The organism is Streptomyces sp. NPDC058231 (genome assembly GCF_042882275.1).
GTDB lineage: Bacteria > Actinomycetota > Actinomycetes > Streptomycetales > Streptomycetaceae > Streptomyces.
The window spans coordinates 188,265-208,364 of the sequence record NZ_JBHVWN010000003.1; the positions used below are offsets into that span (position 1 = coordinate 188,265).

16 protein-coding genes are annotated in these 20,100 nt (G+C 71.3%); 6 read left to right on the forward strand and 10 right to left on the reverse strand.

The window, feature by feature from the left end:
* Window positions 1-65: 65 nt before the first annotated feature.
* Window positions 66-1,070, reverse strand: coding sequence for a slipin family protein (locus ACFVXE_RS03685; RefSeq protein ID WP_389668825.1), 1,005 nt, complete (start codon window positions 1,068-1,070; stop codon window positions 66-68).
* 206 nt (window positions 1,071-1,276) lie between these two features.
* On the opposite strand from ACFVXE_RS03685, the gene ACFVXE_RS03690 reads away from it, so the two are divergent.
* A complete protein-coding gene (locus ACFVXE_RS03690) occupies window positions 1,277-1,621 on the forward strand; it encodes a hypothetical protein (RefSeq protein WP_389668827.1) in 345 nt (114 codons plus the stop codon).
* Between the two features lie 130 nt (window positions 1,622-1,751).
* Here ACFVXE_RS03690 and ACFVXE_RS03695 read toward each other — a convergent pair whose 3' ends face one another.
* Both ACFVXE_RS03695 and ACFVXE_RS03700 read right to left on the reverse strand, forming a co-directional pair.
* The gene (locus tag ACFVXE_RS03695) at window positions 1,752-2,192 is read right to left on the reverse strand and encodes a DoxX family protein (RefSeq protein WP_389668829.1); all 441 of its coding nucleotides are present in this window, start codon (window positions 2,190-2,192) and stop codon (window positions 1,752-1,754) included.
* Window positions 2,193-2,315: 123 nt separating this feature from the next.
* The gene (locus tag ACFVXE_RS03700; protein WP_389668831.1) at window positions 2,316-3,434 is read right to left on the reverse strand and encodes an ADP-ribosylglycohydrolase family protein; all 1,119 of its coding nucleotides are present in this window, start codon (window positions 3,432-3,434) and stop codon (window positions 2,316-2,318) included.
* 55 nt (window positions 3,435-3,489) lie between these two features.
* On the opposite strand from ACFVXE_RS03700, the gene ACFVXE_RS03705 reads away from it, so the two are divergent.
* A complete protein-coding gene (locus tag ACFVXE_RS03705) occupies window positions 3,490-3,792 on the forward strand; it encodes a DUF6343 family protein (RefSeq protein WP_389668904.1) in 303 nt (100 codons plus the stop codon).
* A 119-nt stretch (window positions 3,793-3,911) separates the two neighbouring features.
* Here ACFVXE_RS03705 and ACFVXE_RS03710 read toward each other — a convergent pair whose 3' ends face one another.
* The 4 genes from ACFVXE_RS03710 to ACFVXE_RS03725 all read right to left on the reverse strand — a co-directional run bounded on the left by ACFVXE_RS03710 (window position 3,912) and on the right by ACFVXE_RS03725 (window position 7,732).
* Complete coding sequence (locus tag ACFVXE_RS03710) at window positions 3,912-4,280, reverse strand: tetratricopeptide repeat protein (protein ID WP_389668833.1); 369 nt, start codon at window positions 4,278-4,280, stop codon at window positions 3,912-3,914.
* An 89-nt stretch (window positions 4,281-4,369) separates the two neighbouring features.
* Entirely contained in the window at window positions 4,370-4,984 is a 615-nt protein-coding gene (gene coaE / locus ACFVXE_RS03715; protein ID WP_389668835.1) for a dephospho-CoA kinase, read from the reverse strand.
* Window positions 4,985-5,185: 201 nt separating this feature from the next.
* Window positions 5,186-6,124, reverse strand: a complete 939-nt coding sequence (locus ACFVXE_RS03720) for a PAC2 family protein (protein WP_389668837.1) — start codon at window positions 6,122-6,124, stop codon at window positions 5,186-5,188.
* 84 nt (window positions 6,125-6,208) lie between these two features.
* On the reverse strand, window positions 6,209-7,732 hold the full coding sequence (locus tag ACFVXE_RS03725) for a flavin monoamine oxidase family protein (RefSeq protein ID WP_389668906.1): 1,524 nt from the start codon (window positions 7,730-7,732) through the stop codon (window positions 6,209-6,211).
* 335 nt (window positions 7,733-8,067) lie between these two features.
* Here ACFVXE_RS03725 and ACFVXE_RS03730 point away from each other — a divergent pair, with 335 nt between their 5' ends.
* Window positions 8,068-9,036, forward strand: a complete 969-nt coding sequence (locus ACFVXE_RS03730) for a right-handed parallel beta-helix repeat-containing protein (RefSeq protein ID WP_389668839.1) — start codon at window positions 8,068-8,070, stop codon at window positions 9,034-9,036.
* A gap of 96 nt (window positions 9,037-9,132) precedes the next feature.
* Here the strand turns inward: ACFVXE_RS03730 and rpsA are convergent, their stop codons facing one another.
* Window positions 9,133-10,644: a 30S ribosomal protein S1 gene (rpsA, locus tag ACFVXE_RS03735; protein WP_389668841.1), complete on the reverse strand. Its 1,512-nt coding sequence runs from the start codon at window positions 10,642-10,644 to the stop codon at window positions 9,133-9,135.
* Between the two features lie 399 nt (window positions 10,645-11,043).
* Here rpsA and ACFVXE_RS03740 point away from each other — a divergent pair, with 399 nt between their 5' ends.
* On the forward strand, window positions 11,044-11,856 hold the full coding sequence (locus tag ACFVXE_RS03740) for a class I SAM-dependent methyltransferase (RefSeq protein WP_389668843.1): 813 nt from the start codon (window positions 11,044-11,046) through the stop codon (window positions 11,854-11,856).
* Window positions 11,857-11,923: 67 nt separating this feature from the next.
* Window positions 11,924-14,431: an ATP-dependent helicase HrpB gene (gene hrpB, locus ACFVXE_RS03745; RefSeq protein ID WP_389668845.1), complete on the forward strand. Its 2,508-nt coding sequence runs from the start codon at window positions 11,924-11,926 to the stop codon at window positions 14,429-14,431.
* 173 nt (window positions 14,432-14,604) lie between these two features.
* Here the strand turns inward: hrpB and ACFVXE_RS03750 are convergent, their stop codons facing one another.
* Window positions 14,605-16,275, reverse strand: a complete 1,671-nt coding sequence (locus ACFVXE_RS03750) for a lytic murein transglycosylase (protein WP_389668847.1) — start codon at window positions 16,273-16,275, stop codon at window positions 14,605-14,607.
* A gap of 198 nt (window positions 16,276-16,473) precedes the next feature.
* Here ACFVXE_RS03750 and ACFVXE_RS03755 point away from each other — a divergent pair, with 198 nt between their 5' ends.
* Window positions 16,474-17,337 (forward strand): DUF4184 family protein, encoded by an 864-nt coding sequence (locus ACFVXE_RS03755; protein ID WP_389668849.1) that lies wholly within the window; start codon window positions 16,474-16,476, stop codon window positions 17,335-17,337.
* Between the two features lie 30 nt (window positions 17,338-17,367).
* On the opposite strand, the gene polA is transcribed toward ACFVXE_RS03755, so the two are convergent.
* The gene (gene polA / locus ACFVXE_RS03760; protein WP_389668851.1) at window positions 17,368-20,079 is read right to left on the reverse strand and encodes a DNA polymerase I; all 2,712 of its coding nucleotides are present in this window, start codon (window positions 20,077-20,079) and stop codon (window positions 17,368-17,370) included.
* Between the last annotated feature and the right edge of the window lie 21 nt (window positions 20,080-20,100).

Below are 20,100 nucleotides of genomic sequence, written 5' to 3' on the forward strand. Positions count from 1 at the left end.
CTCACTGTCCCTGCGAGTCTAGGCGGGGGGTCTGACAGCCGGTCCCGGGCCGGTGTTCGCGCAGGTCAGTGCCTGGCGAACGGCTTCGGACGGGCGACCCGCGCGGGTCCGGAAACCACCGGGGCGGAGGCTGCGGCCGGCGCAGGCGCGGCTGCGGGCGCAGGCGCGGGAGCAGACGCCACGGGCGGCCCCGGCTGCTGCGGCCCAGGCTCCGGCTGCTGCGCGGACTGCTGCTGTGCGTCCTGTTGCTGCGCATCTTGTTGCGGCTGCGCGGACTGCTGCAGTTGTGCGGGCTGCTGCGGTTGTGCGGGCTGCTGTGCCCGCTCCAGGAAGCGGAGCAGCTCCACCGGGAACGGCAGCACCAACGTGGAGTTCTTCTCCGCCGCGACCGCGACCACGGTCTGCAGCAGTCGCAGTTGCAGCGCCGCAGGCTGGGTGGACATCTCGCGCGCCGCTTCGGCCAGCTTCTTCGACGCCTGGAGTTCCGCGTCCGCGTTGATGACCCGTGCGCGGCGCTCCCGGTCGGCCTCGGCCTGGCGCGCCATGGAGCGTTTCATCGTCTCCGGCAGTGACACGTCCTTGATCTCCACCCGGTCGATCTGGACACCCCACCCCACCGCCGGGCTGTCGATCATGAGTTCCAGCCCCTGGTTCAGCTTCTCCCGGTTGGACAGCAGATCGTCGAGGTCGCTCTTGCCGATGATCGACCGCAGGGACGTCTGTGCCATCTGCGACACCGCGAACCGGTAGTCCTCCACCTCCACGACCGCGCTCGCGGCGTCGACCACCTTGAAGTAGATGACGGCGTCCACCCGCACGGTGACGTTGTCCCTGGTGATGCCGTCCTGCGCGGGCACCGGCATCGTCACGATCTGCATGTTGACCTTGCGCAGCCGCTCGATACCGGGCAGCACCATGGTGAATCCGGGTCCGCGTACGTCGCGGCGGAGCCTGCCGAGCCTCAGCACGACTCCCCGTTCGTACTGTTTGACGACCCGCGCGGCGGCCGCCGCGTACAGCGTGCCCACGGACGCGGCGGCCACCGCCGCGATCACCAGTTCCTGGACCATGACGGCCCCCTGCCAGCCGGAAAAGCCTGATTCATGCCGCTATTACCACGTTATGCCCGTTACGAACAGCGGTCGAACCCCGACTCGCACAACGGTCACCCGGCAGGCCGCGCACCGGATGCCGCACCGATCGGGAGAGGGCAGGGTGACCAGCGTCAGCACCGTACGTACGGATGAGCCGGACGCGACAGACGAGGACTCGCCCCATGCCCGTGATCGACCACCGACGCCGCCGTCTCGGCATCGCAGCCGGGACCGCGCTCCTGACCCTCACCGTCGCCGGCTGTTCCGGCCTCGGCCGCAGCGCGGTCGGGCCGGTCACCTATGTCACCCAGCGGGACGCCGTGATCATGGTGAACAGTCCCTCGGTGAAGGGCTGCCACCTGCTTCCGGCGGGCGCCAAGGAAGTGAACAACGGAACCCTGATCGACATCATCCTGTACCGGACGAGGGACTGCACCGGCCCGGGGACGACGTATCTCGCGACCACCCTCACCGATGTCAACGCGGCGAGCGCCCTCCCCTGGCGCAGCTTCAGCACCGTCCACTGACCGCGACGGGCGACCAGCCGCGCGGCCCGGTACCGGACACCGTCCCGTGGGGGATGCCGTCCGGTACCGGGCCGCGGCGGCGAAGCCCTCGTAAGTCCCCCGCGAGCCCACATGATCCGGACGAGGACCCCTAGGCGCGCCCGCGGACGAGTGCGACCAGCTGCGCCGTTCTGTCCCGCCGGTCGCGGGCGATCAGGACGGCCAGCACGATCAGCAGCGCCGGCATGATCGCGTCGATCGGGTCGAGGAGCGTCAGCTGGACGACGGATGCTCCGGCCAGCAGACCGACGAATGCCATCGCCGCCACCCCGGCCAGCAGCGGCACCAGCAGGGCGATGGCGCCCAGCATCTCCAGGACGCCGATGACGTACATCGCGCCGTGGCTCCAGCCCATCCGGTCGAAGGCCTCGACGGCACTTTCGTGGGCGATCAGTTTGGCGGACGCGCTGAAGCCGAAGAACAGGGCGAGCGCGACCCGTGCGACGGTCAGGGCGACCGCGCCCCGGCCGCGTGCGCTGTTCACGGTCGCCTTGCCGTCCGTCGTCCGCCCGGTCGTCGTGGTCTCGGTCATCGGGATCTCCCAGGGAAGCATCGCTGTGTTGCGTACGCAGGGAAAGACCCGTCCGGCGCCCGGAACTCATCGCATCCGCCCGAACCGGTCCGGCCGCCGAGCCTCCCGGCGGCCGGCGCCCGCTCAGCAGACCGGATAGCGCCCCTCGGGCCAGGCGACCGCCCGCTCGAACTCGAGGCACAGGTCGTCGGCGACTTCGGCGATCACCGCCCGGCCCTCGGTCAGCACCAGCCAGGACGAGGGGAGGTGCACGTCACCGTGGCGGGCGCCGAGCAGATTGCCGCAGACGGCGCCGGTGGAGTCGCTGTCGCCCGAGTGGTTGACCGAGAGCAGCAGCGACTCCGCCACCTCGTCGGCTCCTGGCAGTACCAGGGCGCAGTACACGGCGATGGCGAGGGCCTCCTCGGCCACCCAGCCCGCGCCCAGCGACTCCACCTTCTCGGCGGTCGGCGCACCCTGCGCGGCAAGGTCGACCGCGGCGCGCAGGGCCGCCGTCGTCTCCTCGTGCCCCGGGTGCCGGGCGAGCAGCTCCATGGCGCGCAGCACGGCGCCCGCCGTCGAGTCACCCTCCAGCAGATGGGCGACGACCGCGGCGAGGGCTCCGGCCGCGAACGCACCGGTGGGGTGCCCATGGGTGATCTGGGCACATCGGGCAGCCAGCGCGAAACCCGCCGCCGCTCCCTCGCCGGTCAGGCCGAAGGGCGCGGACCGCATCACCGTGCCGCACCCCTTCGATCCGGTGTTGACCGGCCCGGGCCGGCCGAGCGGCCCGGTCGGGGCCGGGATGTGGTCGGCCGTGAGTCCGGTCAGGCAGGCGTTGCCGGGGGCCCGGCGCGCGTAGAGGAAGCGCTGCTGCCGCAGCCACCCGGTCCGTACGGGGTCGTTCCCGCCGCGGGGAGGCGGGGCAAGGTGGTTCTGGGTGTCGAGCCAGCGCAGGTAGGCGTTGCGCACGGCGGCGGTCTCGACGCCGCCCACACCCTCCGACCCCGCCCGGGAGTGCGCCCTGATCAGCCCTTCGGCGGTGAACAGGGTCATCTGTGTGTCGTCGGTGACCCGGCCGACGGCGCCTTCGGCGTCCGCGACGAGTCCCTGGACGCCCTGTTCCCCGTAGGCCCGGCGGATACCGGCGAGCGAGAGGAACTCCACCGGGTTGCCCAGCGCGTCCCCGATCGCACCGCCCAGCAGCGCTCCGCGGACCCGCGCCCTGCGGGCGGCCCTGTCCCCCCATGGTGTGCTGTTCACGGACGGTCCCCCACAATCTGTCGTCGGTGTGCCTCAAAACCGCTGTCGCGGGTCCATCCTGGTAGGAGAGGCGATCACCATGCGTACCGGCAATGAACCGACGACTGCGCGCAGCCCCCTGCGGCTGCGGCTCTGCCTGAGTCTATGGGGGACGGCCTGGGCGCTGTTCGGCCTGACCGCCTTCAGCCTGGTCGACCGTCCGGGCTGGGCAGCGGCCTGCGGTCTGCTGCTTCTGCTGACCCTGGTGGATCTGGTGGTGATCGTCCACCACATCCACCAGGGCCCGCACTACCAGCCGGGCCGCGGTGTCCCCCCGTACGAACCCGACCACGGCGGACGCGGCCGGTACGGGCACTGACCGTCCGGACGGGCCCACGTCCGTATGGACCGGATCGTCGAACCGCCCCGGGGCCCCGATGCCGTCCGTGTGCGTGGTGGCGGCCCATGCCGCCGGGGCGCCGGGGCGCAGCCGCGGCGTCAGCTCTGCGGGTCGAACCGGGCCGCCCGCAGATACTCCGGGTTCGGGTCGAGTGCGGCGGCCAGCCGGAAGTGGCGCACGGCCTGTTCCGAGCGGCCGGAGCGCTGGAACGTACGGGCCAGGGCGAAGTGCGCGAACGCGTTGTCCGGTTCGCGCTCCAGGACGAGTTCGAATTCGAGCTCGGCGGGGCGCAGTTGGGCGGCGGCGAAGAAGGCGCGGGCACGCAGCAGCCGGGCCGCCGTGTTCTCCGGATGAGCTGCGATCACCGAGTCCAGCAGCTTGACCGCGCCACGCGGATCGCGTGCGGCCAGCAGGTGTTCGGCCGCGCGGAAGTCGATGACATGGGTTTCCGGGGTCCTCTCGGGCACGATCGCATCCTTCCCTTCGCTACCGCGTTTCCAACATCCGGCCGGGTAACGGTATTCCGGCCGGATATCGGCCCGCTGCGGGTCCGGCGTCAGTCCCGTCCGGACGTGGCGGCCGCCCGCTGCACCAGTTCCGCCCAGACCTTGCGCACCTGGGGCTCCAGCGCCTCCAGCGGTCCGTCGTTGTCGACGGTCAGGTCGGCCACGGCGCGCCGCTGCTCACGGGTGGCCTGCGCGGCCATCCGGGCACGGGCCTCGGACTCCGTCATGCCGCGCAGCCGTACGAGCCGGTCCAGCTGGGTCGTGGGGGCGGCGTCCACGACGACGACCACGTCGTAGAGCGGGGCGAGTTGGTTCTCGGTGAGGAGGGGGACGTCGTGGACGACGACGGAGTCGGGGCCCGCGGCCCGCTCCAGTTCGGCGGACCGGGCGCCGACCAGCGGGTGGACGATGGCGTTGAGCGTGGCGAGCCGGCCGGCGTCGGAGAAGACGATCGAGCCGAGCTTCGGCCGGTCCAGGGTTCCGTCGGCGGTGAGGATGCCGGTACCGAAGGCGTCGACGACGGCCGCGAGTCCGGGGGTCCCGGGCTCGACGACCTCGCGTGCGATCCGGTCGGCGTCGATCAGCACGGCTCCGTACGAGACGAGCAGCCGCGACACTTCACTCTTGCCGGCACCGATTCCGCCGGTCAGGCCCACTTTCAGCATGGGCGGCAGCCTAGGGCCTTTCGTTCGGGACCGGCCGGGCCGGGGGGCGTGGTCCGGTGCCGTGCACCGCCGGAGGAGGAAGCCACGGCGGCCCGAGGCACCGGGCCGCGAGGCACGGTGCGGGGCATGCGCGCCCGGCACGAACCGAACGGGAAGGCCGCCCGCCCCCGGTCCGGCCGCCTCACGACGCGCCTGCGGCGGTCAGCCCTCGCCCTCGCGCTCGGCGAGGAACCGCTCGAATTCGAGGCCGATCTCGTCGGCGGACGGCAGGTCCACTGGTTCCGCGACCAGGTTGCCGCGCGTCTCGGAGCCCGCCATCGCGTCGTACTGGTGCTCCAGCCCCTCGACGAGCGAGACGAGTTCCTCGTCGCCCTGGTCGATCTGGCGGTCGATCTCGGTCTGCGTGCGGTGCGCCTCCGTCCGCAGGGAGTGCGCGATGGCCGGCAGGACCAGGCCGGTGGCCGCGGTGATCGACTCCAGCGCGGTGAGCGCCGCGTCCGGGTAGGCGGAGCGGGCGACGTAGTGCGGGACATGGGCGGCGACGCCGAGCACGTCGTGCCCGGCCTCCATCAGCCGGTACTCGACCAGCGCCTCGGCGGATCCGGGAACCTGTGCCTCGTCGAAGGGGCTGCGGTGGCCGGGCATCAGGTCCGTGCGGTTGCCGTGCGGGGTGATGCCGACCGGGCGGGTGTGCGGGACGCCCATCGGGATGCCGTGGAAGTTGACGGCCAGACGCACGCCCAGCCGTTCGACGATCTGCTCGACCGCGGCGGCGAACCTCTCCCACTCCACGTCCGGCTCGGGCCCGGACAGCAGCAGGAAGGGCGCACCGGTGGCGTCCTGGACCACCCGGACGTCCAGCGTCGGGGTCTCGTACGCCGACCAGCGGTCGCGCCGGAAGGTGAGCAGTGGGCGCCGTGCGCGGTAGTCGACGAGCCGGTCGTGGTCGAAGCGGGCGACGACCTGGTGCGGCAGCGTTTCGAGCAGACCGTCCACGATCTGCTCGCCGGTCTCACCCGCGTCGATGTACCCCTCGAAGTGGTAGAGCATGACCAGGCCGGCCGACTCCTGGGCGAGCGCCATGTCGACGACGGCCAGGCCCTTCGGCTCCCATTCGTACAAACTCTGCGGATCAGGCACGGTTACCGCTCCTCCTCGTATTCCATGAGAAGAACGCCCGCCGGGGCACAGGCATTCCCAGCCTGTGCCCCTTCGCCGGGGTGGTTACGCCAGAACCCGCGCGTGCAGTGCGCCGACCGTCTTCCGGGCCGAGGTGAACGCGCCGTGCTGCCAGGCGTCCGCGTAGCTCAGGTAGTCGCCGGCGAAGTAGACGTGTCCGGCGGGCCGGTTGAGCGGCGCGAAGACCGGGGCGTCGGGGCCTCCCGACAGGGAGTGCCAGGAGGCCTCCAGGTAGGGGGTCTGCCGCCAGTGGTGGGAGAACGATGTGGCGAGTTCCGTGCGGTACTTGTCGCCGTGGATCTTCACGCCCTGGGCGACGGCCCGCGCCTCTCTCTCCCGCGGGGTGAGAGCGGCGTACGCGTCGGCGTTGGAGCCGGTGTTGTAGTACCCGATGATGGTGCCGCGCTCGCCCTGGTGGCCGTAGGACGGGTACCAGATGTGGGACAGGTCCATGTCCGTCTCGGTGATGCCGCCGTAGATCCGGTGGTCGCTCTCCCACCAGCGGCTCCGGTATTCCAGCCCGATCTTGCCGGCCGACGACGGCTTGCACGCCTCCAGGGCGCTCTGGACGGCCGGGCCGAGGTTGTGGGGCGTCTTGGCCAGAATGTTGGGCGGCAGCGCGGCGATGCAGTAGTCGGCCTCGATGCTGCGGGTGCGGCCCGACTGGGTGTAGGTGACGGTGACGCCGTGGGCCGTGTCGGTGATCCCGGTGACGGCAGCGCCGGTACGGATCCTGCGCTCGCCTATCGCCCGGGTGAGCGCCGCGGGTATCCGGTCCATGCCGCCGACCGGCTGGAACATCAGCATGGCCTGGTCGTACTCGAATTCGAAGGAGAAGTACCGTCCGACTCCGCTGGCGAAGACCTCGGATGCGGTGGGTACGGAGCCGAGTTCCTCACCCGGGGTTCCGGCGGCGGCCGGGTCGACGCGGTAGCCGCGCCGGGGGCTGCCCGTGTAGTCGAGCGTGTCGCCGATGTCGCCGAAGTCCTTGAGGAACTCCAGCAGCCGCTCCTGGTCGTCCGCGGTGATCTGCCGGTCGAGGGCGCCCTTGTCACTGGCCTTGGAGAGGAGTTCGGCGACGTAGCCGTACACGTCGGCCTTGGCGGTGCGGTAGCGCACCGGCGCCTTCATGCCCGCCTTCTCGTTGAAGATATAGGCGTTGGCGTTCACGTTGGTGAACACCTCGATGGGGACACCGAGTTCGCGGCAGTAGTCGAGGGTGACCATCCACTGCGGGATCCGGCCGGGGCCGCAGTTCATGTACTGGCCCTCGCTGAACCGGGCGGTCTGCGTGTTGCCGTTCAGGTCGGTGGTGGTGTCCCCGTTGCGTACGGTGAAGTTACGTCCGCCCGTACGGCCCCGGGCCTCCAGGATCGTACAGTCGTAGCCCGCCTTGCCCAGCTCGTACGCGGCGGCCAGACCGGCGATGCCGCCGCCGACGACGACGACCTTGGCCGCGGCCCTGCCCTTCAGCGTGAAGTCGCCCTTGCTGGGGGCACGGAAGGCCGGCTCGCGCTGTGCGGCCTCGGCGGTGGGCGCAAGGCCGAGGGCCCCCATGGTCGCGAACATCGCGCCGGCCCCACCGGTCATCCCGACCTGGCGCAGAAAGCTGCGGCGGCTCGCGCCGGTTGCCGCGGGCGAGTTGTGTGAAGCGTGTGTCATGTCCCGGCTCCCCTTCGGATCTTGAGGTAGTCCGGATCCTGGCAAGCGCTTGTTACGGCCCGTCAGTTACTCGTGTATCCCGCATGTTTCTCTCCGTTCACCGGCACGCGGACATCGACGAACAATGGTCCAGACCTTGACAGTCCCACGCCCCGTCCCTAGCGTCACTGGGCAGCGCGTTCAGACATGCACCCCACATTCATGTACAAGAACGTCTTGCATCTTCGACGGGAAGGCCCCCCATGCGCACCCGCACGCTGCTCCCCGCCCTGCTGACCTCGTTGCTCGCCACCGGCGGCCTCGCACTCACCTCCGCCGCCACCGCCGGCGCCGCAGCCACCACCGTCGTCGAGGTGAGCACTGCCGCCCAGCTCAAGGCGGCTCTGGCCGCCGCGGCTCCGGGCGACACGATCCGGCTCGCCGACGGCACGTACACCGGCAACTTCAAGGCCACCGTCCCCGGCACCGCCGCCGCCCGCATCACCCTGACCGGCTCGGCCGCTGCGGTGCTCACCGCAAGCGGCGGATACGGGCTCCACCTCAACGGCGCCTCGTACTGGACCGTCCAGGGCGTCACCGTCACCGGCGGCCAGAAGGGGATCATGGCCGACACCGCCGAGGGTGTCGTCATCGACTCGGTGACCGTGCACGACCTGGACATGGAGGGCGTGCACTTCCGCAAGTCCAGCGCCGACGGCGTCATCAAGAACTCACGGATCTACGACACCGGGCACGACGGCCGCGGCATGGGTGAGGGCGTCTACGTCGGCACAGCCGGTGATCTCACCGACCGGAGCGACCAGGTGCAGATCCTGAACAACACGATCGGGCCGGGCGTCGGGGGCGAGAACGTCGACATCAAGGAAGGCACCACCGGGGCGAAGATCATCGGCAACACCTTCGACGGCAGTGGGCTGACGGGCGCCAACTACGACGACTCCTGGGTCGACGTGAAGGGCAATGACGTCCTGGTCGAGGGCAACACCGGCTCCCGTACGACCAACAACGGATACGAGACCCACACCCAGCAGAGCGGCTGGGGCTGCGGCACCGTCTTCCGTGACAACCACTCGGACCTGTCGGGCTCCACCGGCGACAAGCAGATCGCCTTCAACATCACCAACTACGGCGCGAGCTGCCCGGCCACCGTCTACAGCAGCAACACGGTCACCGGCGGCAAGGGCCTGACCAACATCACCGTCACGCCGTAACTCCGGCCCCGGACACACGTGAGGCCCGCTCCCCGAAGGGAGCGGGCCTCACGCTGTCAGCTACTGCAGCCGATGACCGGCCGGAGGGTCAGAGCGTCAGCTCTGGCCGCCCGCCAGCTTCTCGCGCAGGGCAGCCAGGGCCTCGTCCGACGCCAGGGCGCCGGAGTTGTCCGCGGACTCCGAGGAGTACGAGCCGCCACCGCTGCCGCCCGAGGCAGCCGGGGTGCCACCGGCCGGGGCGGCAGCGCCCTCGGCAGCAGCAGCCTCGTCGGCCTCGCGGGACTTGATGACCTGGGCCTGGTGCTGCTCGAAGCGCTGCTGCGCCTCGGCGTACTGCGTCTCCCACACCTCGCGCTGGGTCTCGTAGCCCTCGAGCCAGTCGTTGGTCTCGGGGTCGAAGCCCTCGGGGTAGATGTAGTTGCCCTGGTCGTCGTAGGACGCGGCCATGCCGTACAGGGTCGGGTCGAACTCGACCGAGGCCGGGTCGGCACCGAACGACTCGTTGGCCTGCTTCAGCGAGAGGCTGATGCGACGACGCTCGAGGTCGATGTCGATGACCTTGACGAAGATCTCGTCGTTGACCTGGACGACCTGCTCCGGGATCTCCACGTGGCGCTCGGCCAGCTCGGAGATGTGGACCAGACCCTCGATGCCCTCGTCGACGCGCACGAACGCACCGAACGGAACGAGCTTCGTGACCTTACCGGGAACGACCTGCCCGATCTGGTGCGTACGGGCGAACTGCTGCCACGGGTCTTCCTGCGTCGCCTTGAGGGACAGCGAGACGCGCTCGCGGTCCATGTCGACGTCGAGGACCTCGACGGTGACTTCCTGGCCGACCTCGACAACCTCGGAGGGGTGGTCGATGTGCTTCCAGGACAGCTCGGAGACGTGCACGAGACCGTCGACGCCGCCGAGGTCCACGAACGCACCGAAGTTGACGATCGAGGAGACGACGCCGGAGCGGACCTGGCCCTTCTGCAGGGTCGTGAGGAAGGTCTGGCGGACCTCGCTCTGGGTCTGCTCGAGCCAGGCACGGCGGGACAGGACCACGTTGTTGCGGTTCTTGTCCAGCTCGATGATCTTGGCCTCGAGCTCCTTGCCCACGTAGGGCTGGAGGTCGCGGACACGACGCATCTCGACGAGCGACGCCGGGAGGAAGCCACGGAGGCCGATGTCGAGGATGAGACCACCCTTGACGACCTCGATGACGGTACCGGTGACGATGCCGTCTTCTTCCTTGATCTTCTCGATGGTGCCCCAGGCACGCTCGTACTGAGCGCGCTTCTTCGAGAGGATCAGGCGGCCTTCCTTGTCCTCCTTCTGGAGAACCAGGGCCTCGATCTCGTCGCCGACCTTGACGACCTCGTTCGGGTCGACGTCGTGCTTGATCGAGAGCTCGCGGCTCGGGATGACACCTTCGGTCTTGTAACCGATGTCGAGGAGAACCTCGTCCCGGTCAACCTTGACGATGACACCGTCAACGATGTCGCCGTCGTTGAAGTACTTGATCGTCTCGTCGATCGCCGCGAGGAACGCGTCCGCGTCGCCGATGTCGTTGACCGCAACCTGCGGAGTGGTGGCGGTGGTCTCGGTGCTGCTCGTCATGTGGGAAAGGGCTCCGGTACGGACAGTGAGTCGTAGGTACTGCTACGCCGAAAGCCCCTATCGCCTCTGCAGAAGCCGGACAGCCTGGGAAGCACCCGACCCGGCAAGGGGAGGCGCCTCGTTAACCGAGGGGACATGCAACAGATGCGAGCGCGGCCTGCTAGGTCTGAGGCGCGCAGGCTCGCAGCGCAACTTGTAGCATACGGGGGCAGCCGGGCATGGTCAATGCGCGAAGGCGCACACGGGGGACAGAAGGCCCCATAACCGGCACAATTCATGTTCTCCGAGGCCACGCAGGTCCCGGCCGTGTCGCGTGCGTACGGTTCCGTACTCACAGGTCCCCACCAGGTACGTACCGCGCGTGCGGCGGGGTGAAGGCAAACTACAACGACGGACACGATGAGCCAAGACATCTACAGCGCCGAACCGGAAGCGACCCGCCGCAGCGCCGGGGAGGCGGAGAGCAGCCGGGCCAGTCGCGGCTGGTGGGACCGGAACGCCGACGAGTACCAGAGCGACCACGGCGCGTTCCTCGGCGACGACCGTTTCGTCTGGGGCCCCGAGGGCCTCGACGAGGCGGAGGCCGGCCTGCTGGGCCCCGCCGCTTCGCTGAGCGGCCTGGACATCCTGGAGATCGGCGCGGGCGCGGCGCAGTGCTCACGCTGGCTGGCCGCCCGCGGAGCCCGACCGGTCGCCCTCGACCTCTCCCACCGGCAGCTCCAGCACGCGCTGCGGATCGGCGACGAGGTGCCGCTGGTGGAGGCGGACGCCGGAGTCCTGCCGTTCCGGGACGGCAGCTTCGACCTGGCCTGCTCCGCCTACGGGGCGGTGCCGTTCGTCGCCGACCCCGTGCAGGTCTTCCGCGAGGTGCACCGGGTGCTGCGCCCCGGCGGCCGCTGGGTCTTCTCCGTGACGCACCCGATCCGCTGGGCGTTCCCGGACGAGCCCGGGCCCGAGGGACTGTCGGTCGCCGCCTCCTACTTCGACCGCACGCCGTACGTCGAGCAGGACGAGCGGGGCGACGCCGTGTACGTCGAGCACCACCGGACGCTCGGCGACCGGGTGCGCGACGTGGTGGCCGCCGGTTTCCGTCTCGTCGACCTCGTCGAACCGGAGTGGCCGGCCTGGAACGTCCAGGAGTGGGGCGGCTGGTCCCCGCTGCGCGGAAACCTGATCCCGGGGACGGCGATCTTCGTCTGCGCGCGGGACTGAGAGCCCGCGGCGCCGGACCGGGAGCCTGCCGTAGGGCCCGGGGCGCCCGGCGTACGAGACTGGGGGCGTGATCCGTACCGACGCCCTCGACCGGCTGCCCGTCCGCACCGCCGTGCCCGCACTCAAGGAGGCACTCGACGACCGGGGTGTCGCGGTGCTCTGCGCACCGCCGGGCACCGGCAAGACGACGCTGGTCCCGCTGGCCCTCGCCGGACTGGTGGGCAACGGCCCGGCCCGCCGGGTGGTGGTCGCGGAGCCGCGCCGGATCGCGGCCCGGGCTGCGGCGCGGCGCATGGCGTGGCTCCTCGGTGAGCGGACCGGTCAGCGTGTCGGATTCACCGTGCGCGGGGAGCGTTCCGTGGGGCGCGGCACCGTGGTGGAGGTGGTGACCACCGGTGTGCTCCTGCAACGGCTCCAGCGGGACCAGGAGCTCGCCGGGGTCGACGTGGTGATCATCGACGAGTGCCACGAACGGCATCTCGACGCGGACACCGTCGCCGCGTTCCTCCTTGATGTACGGGAGGCGATCCGGCCCGACCTGCGGCTGGTCGCCGCATCGGCGACGACGGACGCGGAGGGCTGGGCGGCGCTGCTCGGCGGCGCGCCCGTGATCGAGGCGGAGGGTGAGTCGCACCCGGTCGAGGTGGTGTGGGCGCCACCGGCCCGGCCGGTCGCGCCACCGCACGGGATGCGCGTCGATCCGGCGCTGCTGACCCATGTCGCCTCGGTGGTGCGCCGGGCGCTCGCCGAGCGGGAGGGCGACGTGCTGTGCTTCCTGCCCGGCGTCGGGGAGATCGGCCGGGTGGCGGGGCAGCTGACGGGGGTGGCGGCGGAGGTGCTGCAGGTGCACGGGCGGGCCCCGGCGGCGGTGCAGGACGCGGTGCTGGCGGGCTCGTCCGAGGGGCGCCGGGTGGTGCTGGCGACCTCCGTCGCGGAGTCGTCGCTGACGGTGCCCGGGGTGCGGATCGTCGTCGACTCGGGCCTGGCCAGGGAGCCGCGCACCGATCACGCCCGCGGGCTGAGTGCGCTGACCACCGTACGGGCCTCGCAGGCGGCGGGCCGGCAGCGGGCGGGCCGGGCGGGACGTCAGGCACCGGGGGCGGTGTACCGCTGCTGGGGCCAGGCCGAGGACGGGCGGCTCGCCCGGTTCCCCTCGCCGGAGATCAAGGTCGCCGATCTTGCGGCGTTCGCCCTGCAGGCCGCGTGCTGGGGCGATCCGGACGCGTCGGGGCTGGCTCTGCTCGACCCGCCGCCCGCCGGCGCGATGGGCGCGGCCCGCGAGGTGCTGACGGCGATCGGCGCGGTGGACGCGGACGGCCGGGTGACGGGCCGGGGCGTGCGGATGTCCCGGCTCGGCCTGCATCCGCGGCTCGCCCGCGCCCTGCTGGACGGCGCGGCCGAGGTGGGCGGGCGCCGGGCGGCGGAGGTGGTGGCACTGCTGAGCGAGGAACCGCCGCGGGAGTACGGGGACGACCTCGCGGCCGCGTTGCGCACGGCCCGACGGGGCGGCGACGGCTATGCGGGGCGCTGGCGGCAGGAGGTGCGGCGGCTCTCGTCGTCCCTCGACGACGCGGACGTCGCGGGCCGGGGCTCCGGTTCGGACGACGCGGCGGCCGGCCTGGTCGCGGCGCTGGCGTTCCCGGAGCGTGTGGCCCGGGCCCGGGGCGAGGGGACGTTCCTGATGGTGTCGGGGACGGGGGCCGAGCTGCGGGACGGATCGCGGTTGCGCAGCGCGCCGTGGCTGGCCGTCGCGGTCGCCGACCGTCCGGCGCACGCGGCGTCCGCGCGGGTCCGGCTCGCCGCCGTCATCGACGAGGACACCGCCGCGCTGGCCGCCGGGCACCTGCGGTTCGCGGGCGAGGAGGTCCGGTGGGACGGCCAGGACGTGGTGGCCCGTACCGTGGAACGGCTGGGCGCCGTCGAACTGTCGGTACGGGCGCTGAAGCAGCCGGAGCCCGCGCTGGTACGGGCGGCACTCGTGGACGGTCTGCGACGCGAGGGCACCGGGCTGCTGCGGTGGACCCGGGACACCGGGCAGTTGCGCGAGCGGCTCGCCTTTCTCCACCGGGAGCTGGGCGCCCCGTGGCCCGACGTGTCGGACGGCGCGTTGCTGTCGCGTACCGAGGAGTGGCTGGAGCCCGAACTGTCCCGCGCCCGGCGCCGCTCCGACCTGGCGCGGATCGACGCCGGACAGGCGCTGCGCCGCCTGCTGCCGTGGGCGACGGGCGAGGCCGCCCGGCTGGACGAGCTCGCACCGGAGCGGATCGAGGTGCCGAGCGGCTCCCGGGTCAGGGTGGAGTACGGCGGGGCCCAGCCCGTGCTCGCGGTGAAGCTCCAGGAACTGTTCGGGCTCACCGAGACACCGGAGGTGGCCGGGGTGCCGGTCCTCGTGCACCTGCTCTCCCCCGCCGGGCGCCCGGCGGCGGTCACCGCGGACCTGGCGTCGTTCTGGCGGGACGGCTACCGGGCGGTGCGGGCGGAGCTGCGCGGCCGCTACCCGAAGCATCCGTGGCCGGAGGACCCGACGACGGTGGAGGCGACCCGCTACACCTCGGCGCGGCTCAGGCGGGAGTAGGCGCCGGATCCGGGACGGGCGCGCGCCGGTTCCGGCTCCCCCTCGGAGTAAATACCTGACGGTCCGTCACCGCCCTTGTCGAAACGCGGAGTCGACCCCGGGCGGAGGACGAGCGGCAGCCCCTGTGCCGGGTGGTGGCACAGGGGCTGCTCGGCGTCGAGGTGCTGCGCGGGTCAGGCGGCGGGGGCCGCCGGGGCCTCGACCGTGAGCTCGATGACGACCGTGGCGCCGCCCTCGGTGGTCAGGCGGAGCTTGAACGTACCCGCGGTGTCGTCGGCGTAGAGCCGGGGGAGTTCCAGGGTGCCGTCGGCGCCGGTCCTCAGACCGGTCAGGGTGCGGACCGTCGCGCCGTCCGCGTCCTTGAAGTACGGGCCCTTGTCGTTCTCGGCCGGCGCGTCCCCGTCGGTGATCATCGCGGCGGTGACGGCGACGCCGGACGCGACCGCGTCCTTGTAGGTGGCCTTGACCACGACGGTGTCGGCGAACTGCTCGCCCGGGGCGGCGGTCAGCGCCTTGTCGTCGGTCCTGACGATCGCGTCCGCCTGCCGGGCGGTGACGGTCGCGGTGTACGGGACGGCCGGCAGCGAACGGCCGGTGGCGCTCGCCCGGACCGTGAAGCCGCCCGTCTTCTCGCCCGCCTGCAGCACCGGCGCGGTGACCGTGCCGTCGGCCCCGGTGAGCAGGGTGACCGTGCTCTTCCCGCCCTCGAATCGGGCGTCCGTGTCACCGGTGACGGTGAAGGTCACGGACACCTTGGCCAGCGCTCCGCCCAGGACGTTCTTCGCCCGCGCCTTGATCCGCTCGGAGAACGCGCCGCCCGCGGTCGCGGTCAGCTTGCCGGTGCCCGCGTTCTCCACCACGCCGAGAGTCCGGGACGGCCCCGGCGTGGGCGTGGGAGTGGGCGTCGGGGTCGACGAACCGCCGCCCGGCTTCGAGGGCTTCGGGTCCGGCTCCGTGCTCCCCTCCGGGTTCGGGGAAGGCGACGTCGAGGGCCCGGGGTCCGGGTCCGAGTGCGTGCTGCCGCCGAGGTCCGGCGGAACCGCGCCGGTGCCGTCGGGTACCTCGTGCGTACCGCGCCGGTAGTACTCGAACCAGGAGCGGACCGTGCGCAGGTATTCGTTCGAGTGGTTGTAGCTGAGGACCGCCCGGTCGAGGTCGGCCGCCACCGCCAGGTCACGCGAACCGGCGCAGAGGTAACGCCCGGCGGCGAGCGCCGCGTCGTAGATGTTGTTGGGGTCCTTGCGGCCGTCGTCGTTGCCGTCCTGACCCCAGGTCTCCCAGGTCGACGGGATGAACTGCATCGGGCCCACGGCACGGTCGTTCGTCGGATCCCCGTCGTACGCCCCGTTGTCGGTGTCCTTGATCATCGCGAAGCCCCGGCCGTCGAGGACCGGGCCGAGGATCGGGGAGAACGTGGTTCCGTTCGCGTCGACCCGGCCGCCGCGGGCCTGGCCGGACTCGACCTTCCCGATCGCGGCGAGGAGCTGCCACGGCAGACGGCAGGCCGCGTCGGTGTCCGCGAGGGACTGCTCGGCCTTCTTGTACGCGGCGAGGACGGACGCCGGTATGCCGGACTCCGCACTGCCGGTGACCGGAAGATTCGTGGACGAACCGGGCTTGTTGGGGGTGTTCAGCGGCGGCAGGTCCGTGTAGTAGTACGGCGAGTTACCGGTGGGCGCACCGTCGTCGGACGGTGAGGATCCGGCGGTCGGCTCACCACCGCTTCCGTTGGAAGCGAGCACCGCACCGGGACCCTGCGAGGCGGCGAGCGCCGCCACAGCAACTGCGGCCACCGCGGTGGTGGTCGCCCCTCGGCGCAGCCGGCGGCCGAATTGCGCTGCCATACGTCTGGTCCCTCCCCATCGACGACTGTCCGCGCTCCCCAGCGCGAGGACTCAGGCGACCCTACGGCAACTTGCCGGACACGAACACTGGCACCTGACCGTTTCTCACCTCTATTTCACGTTCCGGACCGCAAGTTGTACGGCAGGTGTCGCCCGTGCACCGGAAGTACGCCGAGGGCCTCACCCATACTTGCGGTCATGCCGTTCACCCTCAGCCACGCAGCCGCCGTCCTGCCCGCGATCCGCCGGAACGGCACCGCGCGCGGCCCGTTGCTCGCCTCGGTGCTCGTCGCCGGTTCGTTCGCCCCCGACCTGACGTACTACGCGGACAGCGCGATCCCCGGCGCGATGGAGTTCGGTGAGGTCACCCACGCGGTGTGGGGTGTGTTCACCGTGGACGTACTGATCACCACGGCGGCGGTGGCGCTGTGGGTGATGCTGCGGGAGCCTCTGGTGGCGCTGCTGCCGTTGTCCTGGCAAGGACGCGTGCACACCTTCGTACGCGGAGAGCGACCGGTCCCCCGGGAGGTGCGCGACGGGCTGCGGTTCGTCCTGTCCGCGGTCGTCGGGGCGGGCACACATGTGGTGTGGGACGCGTTCACCCATCACGACCGGTGGGGAGTCCGGCTGGTACCGGTGCTGGGCGAGAACGTCGGCGGAATCCCGGTGTTCCAGTATGTGCAGTACGGCAGTTCGGCAGTGGCGCTGACCGTACTCGCCGGGTTCACCGTGTCGGGGCTGCGGCGGGCCGGGGCTCGGCCCGTCCCCGCGTCCGTACCGGTCCTGGACCGCCGGTCGCGGTGGTGCGCAGGCGCCCTGCTGGGCCTGTGCGTCCTGCTCGGCGCCGTCCACCGGTGCGCCCGCTGGTACGCGTACTTCGGGCACATCGACACACCGCTGGACATCGTCCCCACCGCCTGTTTCGGCGCCGGGGCAGGACTCGCGGTGGGCCTGGTGCTGTACGGGACGTGGGTACGGCTCCGGCAGCGCAGGCGCGACCAGCCGCCTGCTGCCGGGCCCGGCCACCGGACGGACCTCGTGACGAGCCCGTCCGGCGACTGAGCACGGCGCCCGCGCCGGACCCGGGTCGCGTCAGTGCGCCGCGGACTCCCAGTCCGTACCGACACCGACCGAGACGTCCAGCGGAGCACGCAGCCGCACCGCCGTCGACATCTCGTGGCGCAGAATCTCCTCGACCTGCTTGCGCTCGCCCTCGGCGATCTCCAGCACGATTTCGTCGTGGACCTGGAGCAGCATCCGCGACTTCAGCTTCGCCTCGGTCAGCGCGCGGTCCACCTGGAGCATCGCCACCTTCACGATGTCCGCCGCGGTGCCCTGGATCGGAGCGTTGAGCGCCATCCGCTCGGCCGTCTCGCGGCGCTGCCGGTTGTCACTGTTCAGATCCGGCAGGTAGCGGCGGCGCCCGAACACCGTCTCCGTGTAACCGGTGGCCCGGGCTTCCTCGACCACTCGCTGCAGATAGTCGCGGACGCCGCCGAACCGCTCGAAGTACGTGTCCATCAGGCCGCGTGCCTCGCCCGCTTCGATGTTCAGCTGCTGCGAGAGACCGAACGCGGAGAGCCCGTAAGCCAGTCCGTAGCTCATGGCCTTGATCTTGCGGCGCATCTCCGCGTCGACGGCGGACTTCTCGACGCCGAAGACCTGCGAGGCGACGGTGGTGTGCAGGTCCTCACCGGACGTGAACGCCTCGATCAGGCCCGCGTCCTCCGACAGGTGCGCCATCACCCGTAGTTCGATCTGGCTGTAGTCGGCCGTCATCAGCGTCTCGAACCCGTCGCCGACGACGAAGCCGCGCCGGATCGCCCGGCCCTCGTCGGTGCGGACCGGGATGTTCTGCAGGTTCGGATCCGTCGACGACAGCCGACCGGTCGCCGCCACCGTCTGGTTGAACGTGGTGTGGATCCGGCCGTCCGCCGCGATCGTCTTGACCAGGCCCTCGACCGTGACCCGCAGCTTCGCCTGCTCACGGTGGCGCAGCATGACGACCGGCAGCTCGTGCTCCGTCTGCGCGGCCAGCCACGCCAACGCGTCCGCGTCCGTCGTGTAACCGGTCTTCGTCTTCTTCGTCTTCGGCAGGCCCAGCTCACCGAAGAGGACCTCCTGGAGCTGCTTGGGCGAGCCCAGGTTGAACTCGCGGCCCACCGCCCCGTGCGCCTCCTTCACCGCCTGCTGCACGGCGCCCGCGAACTGCTGCTCCATGCCTTCCAGATGCTCCCGGTCGGCCGCGATGCCGTGCCGCTCCAGACGGGCCAGCAGCGCGGACGTCGGCAGCTCCATGTCGTGGAGCAGTCCGGCGGCGCCGACCTCCTTCAGCCGCGTGGTGAACGCCTCCCCGAGGTCCAGGACCGCACGGGCCTGCGACATCAGCGCCTCGGCCTCCGCCTGATCGTCCGCGCCGAACGCCAGCTGCCCGTCCGAAGCCGCCGCGGGCGCCAACTCCCGGCCCAGGTACTCCACCGACAACGCGTCCAGCGCGAAGGAACGCCGGCCCGGCTTGACCAGGTACGCGGCCAGCGCCGTGTCCATCGTGACCCCGTCGACCTGCCAGCCGTGCTCAGGGAACACCCGCATCGCGCTCTTCGCGTTGTGCATCACCTTCGGCCGTCCGGCATCCGCGATCCATGCGGCGAACGCCCGCTCGTCCGCCTCGTCGAGCCGGGACGGATCGAACCATGCCGCCGGCCCGTCGCCCGCGGCCAGCGCGACCTCCGTGACACTGCCGGCGCCCAGCGCCCACGCGTCGACCGTGACGACGCCCAGCGGCTGCCCGCCGTGCTGCTCCAGCCACGGCGCGAGCTCACCCGCCCCCAGCACCGCGCCGTCGAGCTCGACGCCGGCGGCCGGCGCCGGAGCCTCGTCCTCCGCAGCCCCCGGGTCCACGGCCAGCAGCCGCTCCCGCAGGCTCGGATTACGGATCTCCAGCACGTCCAGCACACCCGTCACCGCCGAGCGGTCGTACGGGGCACGCTCCAGATCCTGCGGAGTCTTCGCCAGCTCCACATCACGGACCATCTCGGTCAGCCGCCGGTTCAGCTTCACCGATTCCAGATGGTCGCGGAAATTCTGCCCCGCCTTGCCCTTGACCTCGTCGGCCCGCGCGACAAGATCGTCGAACGAACCGAACTGGTTGATCCACTTCGCGGCCGTCTTCTCACCGACACCCGGAATCCCCGGCAGGTTGTCCGACGGATCCCCGCGCAGCGCCGCGAAGTCCGGGTACTGCTGCGGCGTCAGCCCGTACTTCTCCTCGACCTTCTCCGGAGTGAACCGCGTCAGCTCCGAGACGCCCTTCGTCGGGTACAGCACCGTCACGTTCTCCGTGATCAGCTGGAACGAGTCCCGGTCCCCGGTGACGATCAGCACCTCGAACCCGGCCGCCTCCGCCTGCGTCGCCAGCGTGGCGATCACGTCGTCCGCCTCGAAACCGTCGACGGCGAAACGGTCGGCACGCATCGCGTCCAGCAGTTCGCCGATCAGCTCGACCTGCCCCTTGAACTCGTCCGGTGTCTTCGAACGGTTCGCCTTGTACTCCGGGAACTCCTGCGAACGCCACGTCTTGCGCGACACATCGAAGGCCACCGCGAAGTGCGTGGGCGCCTCGTCACGCAACGTGTTCGCCAGCATCGACGCGAAGCCGTACACCGCGTTCGTCGGCTGCCCCGCCCCCGTCGTGAAATTCTCCGCAGGCAGCGCAAAGAACGCCCGGTACGCCAGGGAGTGCCCGTCCATCAGGAGCAGGCGCGGTCGGTTGTCTGCCGTCTTCTTCGATGCCGTCTCAGCCACGCCCCCGATCCTGCCACGGAC